The organism is Actinoplanes sp. NBRC 101535, assembly GCF_030269225.1.
In the GTDB taxonomy this organism is placed as follows: domain Bacteria; phylum Actinomycetota; class Actinomycetes; order Mycobacteriales; family Micromonosporaceae; genus Actinoplanes; species Actinoplanes rectilineatus.
The window spans coordinates 115,719-133,153 of the sequence record NZ_BSSY01000011.1; the positions used below are offsets into that span (position 1 = coordinate 115,719).

18 protein-coding genes are annotated in these 17,435 nt (G+C 70.2%); 12 read left to right on the forward strand and 6 right to left on the reverse strand.

Annotated features, from left to right (window positions below):
* Positions 1-69: 69 nt before the first annotated feature.
* Positions 70-1,020 carry a helix-turn-helix domain-containing protein gene (locus QSK32_RS28315; RefSeq protein ID WP_285473637.1) on the reverse strand — a complete coding sequence of 317 codons (951 nt, stop codon included), beginning with the start codon at positions 1,018-1,020 and terminating at the stop codon, positions 70-72.
* An 84-nt stretch (positions 1,021-1,104) separates the two neighbouring features.
* On the opposite strand from QSK32_RS28315, the gene QSK32_RS28320 reads away from it, so the two are divergent.
* From QSK32_RS28320 to QSK32_RS28335, 4 genes are all read left to right on the forward strand, one after another.
* The gene (locus QSK32_RS28320) at positions 1,105-1,671 is read left to right on the forward strand and encodes an RNA polymerase sigma factor (RefSeq protein WP_245674230.1); all 567 of its coding nucleotides are present in this window, start codon (positions 1,105-1,107) and stop codon (positions 1,669-1,671) included.
* Complete coding sequence (locus QSK32_RS28325) at positions 1,668-2,648, forward strand: CU044_5270 family protein (protein ID WP_285473638.1); 981 nt, start codon at positions 1,668-1,670, stop codon at positions 2,646-2,648. Before QSK32_RS28320 ends, QSK32_RS28325 begins: the two co-directional genes overlap by 4 nt.
* Positions 2,649-2,706: 58 nt before the next feature.
* Positions 2,707-3,585 carry a serine/threonine-protein kinase gene (locus tag QSK32_RS28330; protein WP_353050994.1) on the forward strand — a complete coding sequence of 293 codons (879 nt, stop codon included), beginning with the start codon at positions 2,707-2,709 and terminating at the stop codon, positions 3,583-3,585.
* A 100-nt stretch (positions 3,586-3,685) separates the two neighbouring features.
* Positions 3,686-6,592, forward strand: a complete 2,907-nt coding sequence (locus tag QSK32_RS28335) for a GH92 family glycosyl hydrolase (RefSeq protein ID WP_285473639.1) — start codon at positions 3,686-3,688, stop codon at positions 6,590-6,592.
* 9 nt (positions 6,593-6,601) lie between these two features.
* Here QSK32_RS28335 and QSK32_RS28340 read toward each other — a convergent pair whose 3' ends face one another.
* Positions 6,602-7,318, reverse strand: coding sequence for a TetR/AcrR family transcriptional regulator (locus QSK32_RS28340; RefSeq protein ID WP_045746581.1), 717 nt, complete (start codon positions 7,316-7,318; stop codon positions 6,602-6,604).
* Between the two features lie 87 nt (positions 7,319-7,405).
* Here QSK32_RS28340 and QSK32_RS28345 point away from each other — a divergent pair, with 87 nt between their 5' ends.
* Together QSK32_RS28345 and QSK32_RS28350 are read left to right on the forward strand one after the other, a co-directional pair.
* On the forward strand, positions 7,406-8,560 hold the full coding sequence (locus tag QSK32_RS28345) for an FAD-dependent oxidoreductase (protein WP_285473640.1): 1,155 nt from the start codon (positions 7,406-7,408) through the stop codon (positions 8,558-8,560).
* 433 nt (positions 8,561-8,993) lie between these two features.
* On the forward strand, positions 8,994-9,662 hold the full coding sequence (locus QSK32_RS28350; protein WP_083449509.1) for a hypothetical protein: 669 nt from the start codon (positions 8,994-8,996) through the stop codon (positions 9,660-9,662).
* 107 nt (positions 9,663-9,769) lie between these two features.
* Here QSK32_RS28350 and QSK32_RS28355 read toward each other — a convergent pair whose 3' ends face one another.
* Positions 9,770-10,693, reverse strand: coding sequence for a hypothetical protein (locus tag QSK32_RS28355; RefSeq protein ID WP_211275553.1), 924 nt, complete (start codon positions 10,691-10,693; stop codon positions 9,770-9,772).
* 53 nt (positions 10,694-10,746) lie between these two features.
* Positions 10,747-11,580: a DUF6932 family protein gene (locus QSK32_RS45770; protein ID WP_502872563.1), complete on the reverse strand. Its 834-nt coding sequence runs from the start codon at positions 11,578-11,580 to the stop codon at positions 10,747-10,749.
* Between QSK32_RS45770 and QSK32_RS28365 the strand changes: the two genes are divergently transcribed.
* The 5 genes from QSK32_RS28365 to QSK32_RS28385 all read left to right on the forward strand — a co-directional run bounded on the left by QSK32_RS28365 (position 11,570) and on the right by QSK32_RS28385 (position 15,064).
* The gene (locus tag QSK32_RS28365) at positions 11,570-12,241 is read left to right on the forward strand and encodes a DNA alkylation repair protein (protein WP_245674231.1); all 672 of its coding nucleotides are present in this window, start codon (positions 11,570-11,572) and stop codon (positions 12,239-12,241) included. The genes QSK32_RS45770 and QSK32_RS28365 overlap by 11 nt on opposite strands.
* Before the next feature lie 10 nt (positions 12,242-12,251).
* Entirely contained in the window at positions 12,252-13,295 is a 1,044-nt protein-coding gene (locus QSK32_RS28370) for an FAD-dependent monooxygenase (RefSeq protein WP_285473642.1), read from the forward strand.
* Complete coding sequence (locus QSK32_RS28375; protein ID WP_285473643.1) at positions 13,288-13,410, forward strand: hypothetical protein; 123 nt, start codon at positions 13,288-13,290, stop codon at positions 13,408-13,410. The genes QSK32_RS28370 and QSK32_RS28375 overlap by 8 nt, the downstream gene beginning before the upstream one ends.
* Positions 13,410-14,333: an STM4015 family protein gene (locus QSK32_RS28380; protein WP_285473644.1), complete on the forward strand. Its 924-nt coding sequence runs from the start codon at positions 13,410-13,412 to the stop codon at positions 14,331-14,333. The genes QSK32_RS28375 and QSK32_RS28380 overlap by 1 nt, the downstream gene beginning before the upstream one ends.
* Positions 14,334-14,401: 68 nt before the next feature.
* Positions 14,402-15,064, forward strand: coding sequence for an HAD family hydrolase (locus QSK32_RS28385; RefSeq protein ID WP_245674232.1), 663 nt, complete (start codon positions 14,402-14,404; stop codon positions 15,062-15,064).
* Positions 15,065-15,098: 34 nt separating this feature from the next.
* Here the strand turns inward: QSK32_RS28385 and QSK32_RS28390 are convergent, their stop codons facing one another.
* Positions 15,099-15,707 (reverse strand): TetR/AcrR family transcriptional regulator, encoded by a 609-nt coding sequence (locus tag QSK32_RS28390; protein ID WP_052721042.1) that lies wholly within the window; start codon positions 15,705-15,707, stop codon positions 15,099-15,101.
* Between the two features lie 37 nt (positions 15,708-15,744).
* Positions 15,745-16,383: a type 1 glutamine amidotransferase domain-containing protein gene (locus tag QSK32_RS28395; RefSeq protein ID WP_285473645.1), complete on the reverse strand. Its 639-nt coding sequence runs from the start codon at positions 16,381-16,383 to the stop codon at positions 15,745-15,747.
* 86 nt (positions 16,384-16,469) lie between these two features.
* Here QSK32_RS28395 and QSK32_RS28400 point away from each other — a divergent pair, with 86 nt between their 5' ends.
* Positions 16,470-17,333, forward strand: a complete 864-nt coding sequence (locus QSK32_RS28400) for a LysR family transcriptional regulator (RefSeq protein ID WP_045746587.1) — start codon at positions 16,470-16,472, stop codon at positions 17,331-17,333.
* Positions 17,334-17,435: the final 102 nt, after the last annotated feature.

Genomic DNA, 17,435 nt, shown 5'->3' on the forward strand with positions numbered 1-17,435 from the left:
TCACAACAAAGTGGATCGTGGTGCCGAAACCCTCGCATCAACAATCGACAGGTGTCAATGGAGGATTCCCTAGGCGAGCCATCCCCGGCGGGCCGCCTGGAAGGACAGGCCGGTCCGCGAGTCCACCCCGGCCTGATCCATCAACCGGTCGATCCGGCGCTGCACGGTCCGCTTGCTGACCCCCAGATGGGTGGCGATCGACTTGTCCGGCATCCCGGCCACGACCAGCGACAGCAGCAGCGTGTCGACGGTGGCGGGACCGTCCGCGCCCAGTGGCGTCGCCCGCTCCCAGTAACTCTCGAAGAGCGCCACCAGCGCGTCCAGCAGCTCGCTCGACCGGATCAGCGCCGCCGTCGGCTCACCCAGGCCGCGGGCCTCGTCCGGCACCAGCGGGCAGATCGCCAGCTCCCGGTCGGCGACCGCCAGCCGCACCGGCAGGGCGGGAAGCGTCCGCGCCTGTTCGCCGGCCCGCACCGACGCGAGGATGCTCTCCAGCTCGCCCGGCTTGTCGAGCAGCTCCCGCTCGTAGATCGCCCGGTATCGCACGCCACGGGCCAGCGCCGTGCCCTCCTCGTCGTTGTCGGTCCCGGCCATGGCCAGCGGGTTGGCACGGCAGAACCAGAGGATCTCGGTGTGCGCGTTCTCCTGCATCTCGCGCAGCCGCTGCCGCAGCGGGCCGGCCCCGACGACCAGCTCCACCAGCTGCTCGGGGTCGCGGCGGCGGGCGTGCGCCCGGTAGTCCTCGCTCAGCGCGGCCACGGTCTGCCGGGCGTTCTCCAGATCCTGCTGGCGCCGCAGCAGCGCGTCACCGAGAGCGACGTCCGGGGGCAGCGGATGCAGCACCGGACCGATCCCGCCGGCCAGGCCCCGGGCGCGCAGCGACGCCAGCGCCACCTCGGCTTCGCCGTGCGGCATGCCTCCGTGCACGGCCAGGTCGGTCACGCCGGCCCGGCCCAGGCGCACGAGGAGACGGTACGCGTGAAGCTCGGTCACGCTCAGCGTCCCGTCCTCCGAAGTCATCGGGTGATCGTAAACGCCGCGAACACTTTCCGGGTTTGCGGCGAAGAGGGGGCGAGAGGACGGTGAACGCCGATGGAGACAGACGTGGATGTGGGTACCGGCAGGTGCACCGACGCGGAACTGATCGCCGCCGCGCACCGGGTGCCGGAACGGTTCGCGGAGTTGTTCGACAGGCACTACGGGCGGATCTTCGCGTACGCGGCCCGGCGCCTCGGCCGTGACGTGGCCGAGGACGTGGCGTCGGAGACGTTCCTGGTGGCGTTCAGCCGGATCGCCGGTTACGACATGTCCCGCCCCGACGCGGCCCCCTGGCTTTACGGGATCGCCTCCAACCTGATCGCCCGGCAGGGGCGGGCCGAGTCGCGGCGTTACCGGGCGCTGTCGAGGCTGGTGCCGGACGACACCGTCGACGGCTACGACGACGTGATCGCCGGGCGGCTGGACGCGGCGACCGAGCGGGGGCGGCTCGCCACCGCGCTGGCCCGGCTCTCCGGACCGGACCGGGACGCGCTGCTGTTGGTGGCGTGGGCCGGGCTGAGTCAGCCGGAGGTGGCGGCGGCGCTGGAGGTTCCGGCGGGCACGGTCCGGTCGCGGTTGCACCGGGCCCGGCAGGCGATGCGGACGGCACTGGGGAGAGGGGAAGCGGAATGAACGAGATCGACGTGCTGCACGACGCGTTCGGGCCGGACGAGGCGCCGTCGGCGGCGGCTCAGGACCGGGCCCGCGCGGCCCTGCTGGACCGGATCAGCGGTCCGGCCCCGGTCCGCCGCCGGCCGCGCTGGGCCCTGCGGATCACCGCGGCGGTGGTGTCGGCCGCGGCCGCCACGGTCGGTGTGGTGGCGCTGGAGAACGCCGGCCCGGTCACCCTGGAGGGCGTCGACCGGCCGATTGTGGCCGCGTTGCCGTTCGCCCAGCCGGCCAGCGCCGCGCAGGTGCTGGAGAACGCGGCGTGGACGGCCTCCCGGCGGCCGTGGGTGACGCCGCGGCCGGAGCAGTTCGCCTACGTGGAGACGATCGCGACGCAGAACGTCCGGTCGGTGCTCGACGCGTCGCCGAACGGTCCACTGGTCGACGGCAAGACCGAGGTGGTCCGCAAGGAGGTCTGGAACCGCGTCGACGGTGATGTCGTCGCCAACCGGACCGACGGCGGGAAGATCACCTCGATCACCCGGTCGAAGGAGCAGTTCTGGTTCACCGTCCCGTACGGCGACCTGGCCGCCCTGACCACGCCGGAGAAGTTCCAGGCGTGGCTCGACGACCCGGACAAGCTCGTCGGCATCGACGTGGACGGGCTGCTGACCCGGGAGGTGCTGCCGCCGGACGTGGAGGCGGCGATCTTCCGCTGGCTGGCCCGGCAGCCCGGCGTCACCGAGAACCCGAAGGCGGTCAACCTGGACGGCCGTCCGGCGATCGCGCTGACCTGGACCGTCGAGGGCTACCTGAAGAAGGACCTGCTCTTCGATCCGCGGACGTACGCCCTGATCGGCGACCGCATGGTGGCGGTGAAGGACCACGTCAGCCGGGGCGACGACGGCACCCGCCGGATCAAGGCCGGCGACGTGTTCCGGCTGGTCGTCCGCAACCGGTCCGGCATCGTCGACAGGCCCGGTGACACCCCGGCGAACTGAGATCAACATCTAGTAGGCTCCCCGTCGCCAAAGGACAGTGGCGGGAGAGACGTCGACAATGATCAAGCCGCTGCGGCCGGACGACCGGACCACACTCGGCCACTACCAGCTTCTCGGCCGTCTCGGCGACGGGGGTATGGGCTCGGTCTACCTCGGGCGGTCGCCGGACGGCCGCCAGGTCGCGATCAAGGTGGCCCGGCCGGAGCACATGGACGAGGCCGAGTTCCGCGGCCGGTTCCGCAGCGAGGTGGTCCGGTCCCGGCAGGTGCCGCCGTTCGCCACCGCCGAGGTGATCGACGCGGACCCCGACCACGACCCGCCCTACCTGGTCGTGGAGTACGTGGACGGCCCCAGCCTGGCCGCCCTGATCCGCGAGCAGGGCCCGCTCTCCGGGGCGGCCCTGCACCGGACCGCGGTCGGCATCGCCACCGCGCTGACCGCGATCCACGGCGCCGGGGTGATCCACCGTGATCTGAAGCCGGACAACGTGCTGATCGCCGCGGCCGGCGTCAAGGTGATCGACTTCGGGATCGCCCAGGCGTTCGAGGTGACCAGCCGGCACACCAAGCCGGACCGGATGGTCGGCACGATCACGTACATGGCGCCGGAACGTTTCGACCCGTCCGGGGTGGGGGCGGTCAGCGCGCCCGCCGACGTGTTCGCCTGGGGTGCGGTGGTGACGTTCGCTGCCACCGGCCGGACCCCGTTCGCGGCGGAGTCGGCGGCGGCGATCGCGATGCGCATCCTCAGCGGGGCGCCGGATCTGGCGGGTCTGCCCGACTGGCTGCGGCCCCTGGTCGAGCGGTCGCTCGTCAAGGACCCGGCGGCCCGGCCGACCGCCCGGGAAGTGCTCGATCTGCTTCTGAAAGGGGAGCAGCCCGTACCCTCGAAGAAGCGCAGGTGGAATCTTCTGGGGCTGTTCGGCACCGGAAGTTGATCTTTAAGTTTCCTTCTCGTCAGGTGATCGTCGTGTTAGGACGAGGTGCGGCGACGACAGTGGCGCCGACGAAACTCGTCGATACCTGTGAAGGAAACACATGCCTGGCTGGAAATCTGGGCGCACCCTGCGGAAAGCCCTCGTGGCGGCCGCGGTCCTGGTGCCCCTGATCCCGACGGCGGCGTACGCGGCGCCCTCGGAGATCTCGGCGTTCGACGCCGTCAATCAGTTCATCGGTACCGAGCTGGACACCACGCAGAACAAGAGCAACGATGCCTACGGGAACACGTATCCCGGCGCGGCGGTGCCGTTCGGCATGGTCCAGCCGAGCCCGACGACCTGGGCGGAGGGGAACGCCAACGTCGGGCAGAAGGGCGGGTACGAGTACACCGCCTCGCTGATCCGCGGATTCGGCATGACCCGCCACTCCGGGACCGGCTGCACCGGCCGGTTCGGCGGGTACGAATTCCCGACGATCCCGTACGCGGGTGAACTGACCGGCGGCGTGCTGCCGTCCAGCCCGGCGTCGACGATCAAGAACTACTACCTGCCGTTCAGCCACGCCAACGAAGCGTCGCAGCCCGGCTACTACGGTGTGAGGCTGGACAACGGCGTCGAGGCGGAACTGACCGCCACCGCCCGCACCGCGGTCAGCCGGTTCGATTTCCCGAAGAGCGGGGACTCGACGTTGATCCTGGACGTCTCCGGCCCGAACAACCGCACCTTCGGCAGTGAGGTGACGATCGACCCGGCGACGCGGACGGTCTCCGGGTGGATGTACGGCACCGACGTCTGCGACGTCGGCAACCTGTACAAGGCCTACTTCTCGACGACCTACGACCACGCGTTCGCGTCGTTCGGCACCTGGACCGACGAGGAGATGACCGCCGGCTCCGCGCACGCGGTCAAGAGCACCACCGACACCGGCGTCGACTACCGGCACGACACCGGCGCCTGGATCACCTTCCAGCAGGGCGCCAAGGTCGTCGCGAAGACCGGCTTCAGCTACATCAGCGTCGCGAACGCCGCCCTCAACCGGGACACCGAGGTCGGCACGGACGGCTTCAACGACGTCAAGCACGACGCCAGGAAGCTGTGGAAGGACGCCCTCGGCACGGTCGACGCCGACGGCGGGACCACCGAGCAGCGGACCAAGTTCTACACCGCGCTCTACCACTCCTTCCTGCACCCGAACGTGCGCGAGGACGTGAACGGCCAGTACCTGGGCTTCGACGACCAGGTGCACGCCGTCGCGAAGGGCCGCCACTTCTACAAGAACATCAACTTCGCCGGGTCGGGCTGGGACGCGTACCGCAGCCAGGTGCAGTTGCTGGCGCTGACGTTTCCGCAGGTCGCGAACGACATCAACCGCTCGATCGTGGCACTGACCCAGCAGAGGGGCAGCTGGGCGCCGGGCGCGGCCCGCATGCAGGGCGACAACTACCAGGTCATCCTGGCGACGCTGGACGACATGGGCGCGACCGACTACGACCGGGCGGCGGCGCTCGCGTCGATGAAGGCCACCCAGACGCTGCCGGCCACGAAGACCAGCCGGTCGGACGGCTACCAGTACTTCTCGACCGGCCTGATCGAGAACGCCAAGGGCGACTTCGCGACGTCCCGGGTCCTCGAATACGCGATCGACGACTTCGCCATCGCGCAGCTGGCCGCTCGTCTGGGCGACACCGAGGCCTACGACTACTTCGCGGGGCGCTCGCAGAACTGGATGAACGTGTTCGACCCGGTGTCGAGGCACATCATGCCGCGGTCGCGCAGCGGGTTCGACCGTGGCTTCGACCTGCGGGTCCGGGAGGACTCGGCCGGGCGGGGACAGTTCAACCAGTCGACCGGTCACCAGTACGGCTGGCTCGTCCCGCACAACCTGTCGACGCTGATCACGGCCCGGGGCGGCGTCGCGGCGTCGACCGCGGCGCTGGACACGCTGATGGAGCGGCTGGACGCCGGGGCGTACACCCAGACCGGCAACTACCTGTCCAACCAGCCGGCTTTCGGTACGCCGTGGATCTACAACTGGCTGCGGGCGCCGGCGAAGGGCACCGACGTGCTCTACCGCGCCGTCTCCGAGATGTATGACACCACCCCGTCGGGTCTGCCCGGCAACGACGATCAGGGTGCGCTGAGCGCCTGGTACGTCTTCGCCAACATCGGTCTTTATCCCGCTGTCTACGGCACGGGTGACCTCATGATCAGCGGCCCGATGTTCGATAAAATCACCATTAATCCTTATAACACGCCGTCCAGGAAAATCAAGATCAATGCAGCGGGTACGTCCACCGGCGCCCGCTACGTCGACGGACTGCGCGTCAATGGCAAGGCGCAGACCGCCTCCTGGATCGACAGCACGTTCCTGACCGAGGGCGGCACGCTCGACTTCACCATGAAGTCCACCGCCGGCACCTGGGGCACCGGCGCCGCCGACGTCCCGCCGTCCTACACCGACGGCTCGGACGCCCGCAACAACGCCGGCACCACCCCCGACGGCCAGGGCAACCTGGGTTCGCTGGACCTCAGCGACTGGTCGCTGTCGCGCACGTCGCTGGCCGCGGCCGGCGTCACCCCCGGCGCGACCGTGCCCGGCACCGCGTTCACCTGGCCGGACGCCGCGCCGGGCAAGCCGGACAACTGGCTCCCGCACGGCCAGAAGGTCACTGTTTCTGCCTCGTCTCAGGGTGGCTCGTTGTCGTTCCTCGGGCTGTCGACCAACGGCCCGGCGACCGGCACCGCGGTGGTCACCTACACCGACGGAAGCACCCAGGACGTGCCGCTCACGCTGAGCGACTGGGCGGCCGGCCCGGCCACCGGCGAGACCGCGGCGGTCACCCTCTCCGGCCGCAACAACGTCAACGGTACGGCCGGAACCGGCACGTTCCGGATCTTCGCCTCGCAGCCGGCGGCCCTCGACGCGGCGAAGACGGTCGCGTCGGTGACCCTGCCGCAGAGCACCGACAAGGGCATCATGCACATCTTCGACGTAGCGGTCAGCTGACCCTCGTCGTCACGACGCGGCCGGGGCACCTCGTGGGGGTGTCCCGGCCGTTCCGTGTGCCAGGATTCCCTGGATCAGCACCTCCGCCGACCAGGTGAAACGTTCCTCGCCGGTGCCGGAGAGGATGAGTGTCCGGGCGGCGTGCACCCGCGGATGCTCGGCGGGGGAGACCCGGTCCAGGGCCTGGGCGACCGGGCCACCGGGTTCGGCCGGATGGTCGCCACCGGCGTGTTCGGCGGCGACCGCGGTGACGAACGTGGTCAGCAACGCGATCGACCAGGCCGCGTTCTGCTCGTCGACGCCCGCGTCGGCCAGCACCTCGAGGACGGCCTCGTTGACGCGCAGCGCGTGCGGCCCGACCGCGGTCGCGCCGAAGGCCAGCCGGGCCAGGGCCGGGCTCGCGGCGAGGGTCTGCACGTAGGAGCGCAGGATCAGGTCCAGCCGCTCACGCCACGGCATGCCGGGCTCGCCGGTCGTCACGTCGGCGAGCGCCCGGTCGAGGACCAGGGCCTGCAGTTCGGTCAGGTCGTGCACGTACGCATACAGCGAAGCGGGGCCGGTGTCGAGCGCGGCCGCGACCTTGCGCAGGCTCATCGCGGCGCCGTCGTCCGCGGTGACCTGGCGCAGCGCCTCCTCGACGATCGCGTCGCGGCTCAACGGCGGCTTGGCCGGCCGGTTGCGGCGGCTGGCCACCTCGGGAGCACGGAACGGATCACGAGGTGCCATGTCCGGAACCGTAGCCGTCACGAACACTGTTCGTCAAACGAACGCTGTCCTTGACGAACGGTGTTCGTGACGAATACCGTTCCCGGCATGACTTCCACACCATCGATCGCCATCGTCGGGGCCGGACTCAGCGGCCTGATCTGCGCCCGGATCCTGCAACGCCACGGCCGGACGGTCACCGTCTACGAGGCCGACCCGTCCGCCGACGCCCGCAGACAGGGCGGATCCCTCGACATCCACACCGGCACCGGACAGGTCGCCCTCCGCGAAGCCGGCCTGATCGACGAATTCCGCGCCCGCATCCACATCGGCGGCGAAGCCTCCCGGGTGCTCGACAAGAACGCCACCGTCCTCGTCGACATGCCCGAAGCCGACGGCGGCGACGGCCGCCCCGAGATCGCCCGCACCGACCTGCGGCAACTCCTCATCGACGCGCTCGCCCCCGGCACCATCCGCTGGGGTGCCAAGGTCGTCGCCGCCCACCCCGGCCGGCTCGACCTCGCCGGCGGCCACACCGTGCACGCCGACCTGATCATCGGGGCGGACGGCGCCTGGTCCCGGGTCCGGCCCCTGGTCACCCCGGCGAAACCCGCCTACACCGGCATCACCCTGGTCGAGTTCACCCTCACCGACGCGGCCCGCCGCCACCCCGAAGCCCTCGCCCTCGTCGGCCGGGGCAGCCTGTTCGCACTCTCCGACCACCGGTACATCGGAGGCCACGGCGGCGACACCCTGTCCCTCGGCTGCGGCTTCCGGGTGCCGCAGGACTGGGCCGCCACCAGCGGCGTCGACTGGTCCGACATCGACGACGCCCGGCGCGGCCTGCTCCGCGAACTCGCCGACTGGTCACCCGCACTGACCCGGCTGATCCGGGACGCCGACGAGATCAGCGCGCCCCGCCTGATCCACGCCCTGCCGGCCGGGCTGCGCTGGGACACCGTCCCCGGCGTGACCCTGATCGGCGACGCCGCGCACCTGATGTCCCCGTTCGCCGGCGAGGGCGCCAACCTGGCCCTCATCGACGGGGCCGACCTGGCCCGCGAACTCCTGAACCACGACGACCCGGTTGCGGCCGTCACGGCGTACCAGAAGAGGATGTTCGCCCGCGGCGCCAAAGCGGCGGAGGCCTCACACCGCGGGTTGACCATGATGTTCGTGGACGGCCCGCCGAAACGGCTCGTCCGCTTCTTCCGCCTGGCGAAGATCGCCTCCCGCCTGACACACCCGTTCACCGCCCGCTAGACACGTGTCGTGGTCAGAGTGCGAGGCCCATCCGCGTGGTGATTTCGGGCGCGCTGGACGCCCCAATTCACCACACCCGTGGGGGCGTGGTGATTTCGGGCGCGCTGGACGCCACAAGTCACCACACCCGTGGGGGCGTGTTGAGTACGGGCGCGCTGGACGCCACAAGTCACCACACCCCTGGTGGGTGTGGTGAATACGGGCGCGCTGGACGCCCGAAATCACCACAGAGGCAGACCCTGACTGCGAAAGGTGCCTAGCTTTCAGGGAAATTCGTGGTCAACCCGTCTCTCGCGGGGGAGGAGCTCACGGTGTTCCGGCGTGACGCCGGGCCGGCGGAGTTCGCCCTCCCTGCGGAGCTGATGCCGACCGGCTGTTAGCGTCGCGGCGCTGACGGCGATCGGGGAGGGCCACAGCGGATCGTCGGGGGGAGTTGCGGTCTTTCGCAGGGCTTCCGGTCCTGGACTGGGATGACAGCACAGGGCGTGATCCGGCCGGCTTCGCGTGGCGGTTGCCCGGTGCGGACAGTGGTCCGGGCGCGCTGGCCGAGCAGCTTCGGGCCACGCTGGAGCGATGCGGGGCGGCCGGGCCCCGTGCGCTGGTCATCGGTGACTGGGGCGTTGTCCAAGGCGAGCTGTTTCCCGTCGGGTTGCTGCTGGAGAACGCCAGGTTGATGCCGCATCGGCGGGGGCTGTTCGTCTGGGACGTCAGCAGCGAGGCTTGTGAGATCTCGTGGCTGCGGATGACCGACGTGACGCCGCTGCTGGAGACGTCCTCCGAGCTGGAACACCTCGGGTTCCGGGGGTCGACCGAGCGGTGGCTGACACCGGTCCGGCACGGGCGGCTGCGGGAGCTGGTGATCCAGTCCTGCGGGCTGCCGGCTGAGGTGGTCCGGGCGTTCGTGTCCAGCGACCTGGGCGCCCTGGAGCGGCTGGAGCTGTGGCTGGGCTCCGAGGAGTTCGACGGCGACACCATCCTCGACGACCTGGCGCCGGTGCTGTCCGAGCGCCTGGTCGCCGAGCTTCCCGGCGTCGTCGTGGACGTGTCGGACGCGCAGGACGAGGAGCAGGCCGGGGGACGCTACACAGCCGTCGGCGAGTGAGCTGGGGAGCTGGGTGTCATCGTCAGGTCACTTATCGCAGCAGCAGTGGACATAGCGGTCACATCGAATCGGGCGAGCGTGGTTCAAAACCTTCTGGCGAATCGAGGTTAAACGTTACGCAGTTCGATGATGTGACTGATCGTCCGTTCCCGGCCGCCAGAGAACCTCACCCTGGTTGTCTCGATGTCGGCTTCGACTCGTTTGTTGAAATGCCGGTCAAGCCGGTTTGTTATTTCTTCGGCGGTGCTTGCCTGGATGATCTCGCCTCCATCGGTTCTGATCTCGACTTTACCGCGGAACGCGCTGGCCGATCCGAGCAGTCCCGCCACGGTTACTCTCTCCGCTTCTGCGAATTCGCTGTGCTCGCACAGGTATCGAACCCGTTGAACTCCGGAAACACTCCAGTTGCTACGCCTGGCCTCTCTGCCCGGAACGAACCAGGTGATCCGCATGCCGGCTCCGGAACCATGGAGCCCCGCGGTCAGAGCGCCGATATGTTTCATCGATCGAGGCCCGAGGGGGGCGAGCTGTTCAGCCAACAGTTCATCGGACATGCCGGCACCCTCGGAGAGATCGGCGATGTTCAGAACCCGCTCCACCGCCTCATCGAGGATCGTCCGAAATTCGTCGACCCAAGCTGCGAGCAGACCACTCTTCTCCGGGCCGGTGGAGGGGCCGTACATTGCCACGCCGAAGGAGGAGGGGAATGTTGCTACGGCGCTGAGCGCGGTGGCCTCGCGAATCTCGCGAGGGATGGCGGCGGAATTCGTCGGGCGGCCTGCGAGCGCCTGTGCCACAGCGGATATCGACTCTTGAAGGTTGGTGAGGAAAGGGCCCAGTGTCGAGACCGGGACAAGATGATCGGATGTCGCGTCCCCCGTGAGGGCGACCTCGATTCGCCTCCTGCCGCCGTACCGCGAATCTTCGTGCGCGGTCTGCAGCAGCCGGTTGCGTTGAACCTCGGCGAGCTCTTCCGGGGTGGTTGCCGACTTTCGAACCTCGTGCGGAGCCGCCTCCCGCATCTGCCTCATCCACTCATGAGCGGAATTCCGGTCGGGTGATTCCGGGACCGGGGCCATCGGTGTCACAGCAGCACCTCCACATATCCCCGGCGAAGCAGGCCCGGCGTTTCGGTCACGGCGGTAGGTTTTACCCGTTGCCAGACCTCGTCGTAGAGTCCGATGTCCCGGTACGAGGCGGCATCAGACTGACTCATCATGCTGGTGATCATCTGCGACACCGGCCGGTGCTCGGGAAGCCGGACCAGGTAAGAATCGACCCGCATGCCGCGGGCCACGCACCAGCCACGTAGCGTCAAATCGTCGAGGTCGGTCACCGTCGCCGCATCCAGGCGGTCGAATGCCTCCGCCCGCAGCAGGTAAGTCACGTCCACATCGCTGGGCTCCGGCTCCTCACTGACGAAGCTACCGCCGACCCACATGCGAGTGATCTCCCCTGTCAGGGCTCCCAGTATCGTGCGATGAGCATCCCATTCTTTCCAGATTTCCCGTCGCGTCGTGGAATCGGTGGACAGCACCAACCTTGCATGCAGGTCATCCAGGGAGGCCGCATATCGACCCGGTGGGAGGAGCCCGGTCCTCGGATTGAACTCCGGCAAGCAGTTCACATGGGCCATACTTCTCTCGACCTCGTCGACTATTCGATCGTAACCGGGCGACACGGCACAGGCGGGCAGGTAACGCGGTCCCTCGGCCCCGCGGGTGCCTGCGGTCCCCCGGCAGGCACGGCGTTGAGCTGACCGGTGTGAGGGCTCGTGACCGCAACTCTTTCGCAGGTCGAGATGTCGAGTCGCACCACCTGTGCGCCTTGGGCGATCCATGATTCGACGTAGCGGACCCGTGGTGCTCGGGGGCCTCGGGACTGTGCTTTGCGCGTACCCTCGGACGATGGTTGTCATGGGGGAGACGGTCGGGGAAGTGCTGGCTGAGCTGGCCGCTCTCGAGGATCCGAAGGTGCGCGCGGTCAACGAGCGGCACGGTGACGATCACGGCGTCAACCTGACGAGACTGCGGGCGGTGGCCAAACGGCTGAAGGTGCGGCCGGAACTCGCGGCGGAGCTCTGGCGGACCGGCGACACCGCCGCCCGGCTGCTGGCGATCCTGATCAGTCGTCCGAAAGCGTTCAGCCGGGACGAGCTCGACGCGATGCTGCGCCAGGCACGGGTGCCGAAGGTGCACGACTGGCTGGTGAACTACGTGGTGAAGAAGAGTGTGCACGTCGAGGAACTGCGGGTGCTCTGGCTCGCCGACCCGGATCCGGTGGTGGCGAGTGCCGGCTGGGCGCTGACCGTCGACCGGGTGGCCAAGAAGCCGGACGGGCTCGACCTGACCGTGCTTCTCGACGTCGTCGAGGCGGAGATGGCGAGTGCTCCGGTGCGTCTGCAGTGGGCGATGAACCACTGCCTGGCCCAGATCGGTATCGAGCATCCGGAGCAGCGCGACCGGGCCCTGGCGATCGGTGAGCGGCTCGGGGTGCTCAAGGACTATCCGACACCGCCGGGCTGCACCTCACCCTACGCTCCGATCTGGATCGCCGAGATTGTCGGACGTCGCGGTTAGGGTGTCGCGCATGGCGGTACGTGAAGTGATCATTGTGGGTGGGGGTGTCGCGGGGACCGCGACGGCGCTCGCTCTGCAACGGGCCGGGATCCGTGCCGAGGTGTTCGAGGCGCACACGTCCGGTGGCGCGGATGCCGGGGCGTTCCTCACCGTGATGCGCAACGGGATGGCGGCGCTCGAGGAGATCGGCGCGACCGAGGCCGTGACGGCGGTGTCGTTTCCGGCGGACGCGGTGGCGCTGCTCGACGAGAGCGGCGCTCGGCTCGGGCACCGGCCGATCGAGGGCCCGGCGCGCACGCTCACGCGGGCCGCGCTCTACCGGGCGTTGCAGGAGCTCGCGGTCGAGCGGGGCATCCCGGTGCACCACGGCAGACGTCTGACCACCGCAGCCTCGCACGGCGACGGGGTGGAGGCCGTGTTCGCGGACGGCAGCCGGGTTCGTGGTGACGTGCTGGTCGGGGCGGACGGCATCCACTCGCCGACCCGCCGGCTCATCGACCCGGACGCGCCCCAGCCGCGATATTCCGGGCAGCACGTCGTCTACGGGTGCACCCCGGGCAACCCGGCCGGGCTCGACGAGAACGCGTACCACATGATCCGGGGCAGTCAGGCCTTCTTCGGGGTCACCGTGCCCGCCGGCGACGGCCGGACCTGGTGGTTCGCGCGCCTGCGCGGGGCCGCACCGGCCGCGGGTCTGAGCCCGGAGCAGTGGCGTGACCTGGCGTTGGAGAAATGCGGCGACGATGCCACCCCGGCCCGCGCGCTGATCGCCGCCGGCACCGGTGTGGTCGGCAGCGACTCCCACGACATTCCGACCACCCCGCGCTGGCACGGCGACCGGATGGTCCTGGCCGGTGACGCCGCGCATGCGGCGGTCCCGGCCGCCGCGCAGGGCGCGTCGATGGCCCTCGAGGACGCGGTGGCCCTGGCCGTTTCCCTGCGCGAGCACGGCGATCCGGCAGAAGCTTTTGCGGTGTACGAGGACCGCCGCCGCACCGAGACCGAGGAGACGGTGGCGGCGAGCGCCAGAATGGGATCGAGCGAGCATGGATGACTACGACGGCGGCGACGAGTTCGAGACGCTGCGGGAGCTGGCCTTCCAGCCCGGCGGCCTACACCACGGTCGGCGAGTGACCACTGATACCGTCACGCCGATCGAGGAGGTCTGATGGACATCGACGGCGACCTGGAGACGTTCGCGGGCCTGCCGGTCCGGGACGTCGAGGACGAGAGTGCCGCCCCGGACGACCCGGCCGCGGTGGCCTGGCGGTTCAGCGCCGGTTACGGGGAGGCCGACCGGATTCCGGAGCTCTTCGCCGAGATCCTGGAGCGGACCGGCCCGGCCGGCCCCACCGCGCTGATCTTCGGGAACTGGGGCGGCGCGATGGAGGAGCGGTTCCCGATCGAGTTGTTACTCGACAACGTGGACCGGTTGCCGAACCTGCGGGCCGTCTTCGCCGGGGACATGTCCAGCGAGGAGTGCGAGATCTCCTGGATCAAACAGGTCGACGTCACGCCGCTGCTGACCGCCTTCCCCCGCCTCGAGTGTCTGTGGGTCCGCGGCTCGGACGGCCTGGCACTGACGCCGGTGCGCCACGAGAACCTGCGGGAGCTGTCCTTCCAGTCCGGGGGCCTGCCGGTCACCGTGGTCCGGGCGGTCGGCGCCTGCGACCTGCCCGCCCTGGAGGAACTGGACCTGTGGCTGGGCATCGCGGAGTACGGCGGTGAGACCACCGTCGACGACCTGGCGCCGATCCTGTCCGGCCGTCCGTTCCCGGCCCTGACACACCTGGGCCTGCGCAACTCGGAGATCCAGGACCAGGTCGCCGCGGCGGTGGCGTCCGCCCCGGTGGTCGCCAAGCTCACGGTGCTCGACCTGTCGATGGGCACCCTCGGGGACGAGGGCGTCGAGGCGCTGCTCGCGGGCCAGCCGTTGACCCACCTGGAACGCCTGGATGTCAGCCACCACTTCGTCTCGCCGGAACTGGCCCAGCGGTTGGTCGACGAGCTTCCGGGCGTCGAGGTCGACATCTCCGACGAGCAGGACGAGGACGACGAGGAGTTCGGCCGGTACACCGCCGTCGACGAATAGCCCTGTCCAGGGGCGGCCGGGCTGCGCCTCGCTCCTGCCGCCTGACGGACAGGGGCTAGGCTTCGGCCGTGGTCAAGGCTGTGATCGTGGATGTGGACGACACGTTGTGTCTCACCGAGGCCGCCTCGTTCGCACTGGAGAACGACGTGCTCGCCCGGATGGGACGGCCGCCCATGTCGCGGGCCGTGCACCTGAGCACCTGGGGCGAGGTGCTGCTGGACGCGATGCCGCACCGGTCGCCGGGGCTCGACCTCGACCGGTTCGCCGCGCTGTTCCCGATCGCCCACCAGGAATACCTCGCCGACGGCCGGCTGGATGTGATCCCGCCGGAGAACCTCGCGGCCCTGGACCGGTTCGTCCTGGCCGGGCGGACCGTGATGTTGCTGAGCTCGCGGACCGAGGTGGAGATCGAACACCTGCTGGCGGCGGACCACGTGCTGGCCGGGCGGGTCACCGGGGCATATCACCAGGGCAACAGCCGGTTCCGCAAACCGGATCCGCGGGCCTTCGACGAGCTTCTCGCCGAGACGGGGCTGGCGCCGGGGGACTGCGTCTACGTCGGGGACTCGCCGGGGGACGCGGTGGCGGCCGGTGGCGCGGGCATCCGGTTCATCGCCTGCCTACAGAGCGGGGTGCGGCGGCTCGACGAGTTCGACCCGATCCACGTGACGGCGGCCGTCGAGACGTTCCCGGAGATCGTCGACGTGATCGAGGCGTGGGACGGGGCCTGACCCCGGTCGCCTGTCGCGCGTGCTCACGGCGTACTCAAGAGATCATGCGCAGAGCCGCCGCCGCGACGCTGAGCCGGAGCTGATCGGGGGCCGGCCGGTCGGGCAGGTCGCGGCGCATCCCGATCACGCTCTCCACCAGGCCGAACACGAGGTCGCCGAGCACCGCGGCCTCGCCTTGCGGCCGGGTGGTCGCCTGCGCGGTGAGCGTGCGGTACACGCCGCGGAGCTGGTCGCGTTCGGCGCGGAACCGATGGAACGGCTCGGACGCCGTCTCCGGCAGGGCGTAGAGGACACCCACGTTCCAGCGGGCTCCGAGCAGCACCCCGACGTCGTATTCGACCAGCTCCCGCAACGCCTCACCGGGGGGAAGACCGCGCTTCTCCAGGGCCGCGGCGAACTCCAGCGACGGCCGGACCGTCGACTCCAGGAGATCGGCGAGGATCTGCTCCTTCATGGTGAAGTGGTAGTACAGCGAGGCCTGCCGCACCCCGACCATCTCGGCGATCATGCGGGTCGAGGTGGCGGCGTAACCGTGCCGGGCGAACAGTTCGGCGGCCGCGTCGAGGATCTCCTCACGGGCGCTCGCGGAGGGCAGCCGCCGGGCGCCGGAACGGGGGCGGCCGGCGGCGGACGGGGAACTCACGCCTGCATCGTTCCATGCGGGACGGCCGCGCTCCGGTTCAGGCGCGCAGGGCCAGCAGCAGCTCGTCGGCGACGGCCGCGGACGAACCCGGGTTCTGCCCCGTGATCAGCGTGCCGTCGGCGATCACGTGCGACTGCCAGGCCGGCCCGGCGGCATAATCGGCACCGAGCGCCACCAGCCGGTCCTCGAGCAGCCACGGCGCCTTGGCGGCGAGCCCGGCCGCGGTCTCCTCCTCGTTGCTGAACGCCGTCACCCGGCGGCCGTCGATCAGCTCCGGGGTGGCCGGGAGCAGGGCGGCGACGCCGTGGCAGACCAGGGCGAGCGGCTTGCCGTCGGTCAGGGCCCGGTCGACCAGCTTCGCCGAGGCAGCGTCGACGGCCAGGTCCTCCATCGGGCCGTGCCCACCGGGGTAGAAGACCGCGTCGTAACCGTCGAGGTTCACGCCCGCCAGGTCGATCGCGGGCGGCACGACCGGGGCGTCCCCGCCGTCGAGGCTCGCCTTGTCGACGGTCGGGGCCACCCCGCCCGGCGTCGCCACCTCGACACTGTGCCCGGCCGCGGTGACCTTCTCGAACGGCACCGCGAACTCCTCCGCCCAGTATCCGGTGGGGTGCTTGCTGCCGTCGTTCAACGTCCAGTGGTCGGCGCCGCTCATCACAAACAGGATCTTGGCCATCGTGGGTACTCCTCTACCGGATTCCGGGTGTCTACCGACCTCAGGCTAGGTCGGATGATCATCAGACACCCAATAGGATTCCCGCTGTGACCGATCAGAATCCCGATGGCAGCCTCGATCTGCTGCGGACTTTTCTCGCGGTCTACCGGGCCGGGTCGATCACCGCGGGCGCCCGCGCGCTCGGCCTGTCCCAGCCCACCGTCACCGGCCAGATCCAGGCCCTCGAACAGCGCTGGGGACGCCAACTCTTCCAGCGGATGGCCCGCGGCGTGCGCCCCACCACCGTCGCCGACGACCTGGCCGCCCGGATCGCCGGGCCCCTCGACGACCTGGCGCTGGTGACCGGCCCGTCGGCGGAGACCCCGCCGGAACCGGTGCACCTGGCCGGGCCCGCCGAACTGTTGGCGGCGCGGGTCGTACCCGCGCTCGCGCCCCTGATCACCCAGGGCGTGCGCCTGCGCGTCACCAGCGGACTGGCCGACGATCTCCTCGACGGCCTGACCCGGGGACGGTACGACCTGGTGATCTCGGCGATCCGCCCGCGCGGGCGCACCCTGCTCGCCGAACCCCTCGCCGACGAGGAGTTCGTGCTGGTGGCGTCCACGGCGCTCGACGTGGACCGGGCGCCGCTGATCGCCTACGCCGAGGACGTGCCGATCGTCCGCCGGTACTGGCGGCACGTCTTCGGGCGCCGCCTGACCCGCCGCCCCGCCCTGGTGATCCCCGACCTGCGGGCGGTGCGGGCGGCGGTGGTGGCGGGCGCGGGCTGGTCGGTGCTGCCCCGCTACCTGTGCGAGGCGGACCTGGCCTCCGGTGCGCTGATCCTGCTCGACGAGCCGGCCGACCCGCCGATCAACACCGCTTTTCTGGTACGCCGCGCGGCTGCCACCACCAACACCCATGTCACGGTGGTGGAACGCGCGCTGCGGTCAGCCGGCCCGACGTGGTGACGCCGCCGTCCGCGCTTCGCCCCGTCCCGCTGGATCATCCGTCACCGCAGACCCAGCCGTCGTCCACGGCTGTCCGGGCAACGCGAACGAGCCGTGTGCGAC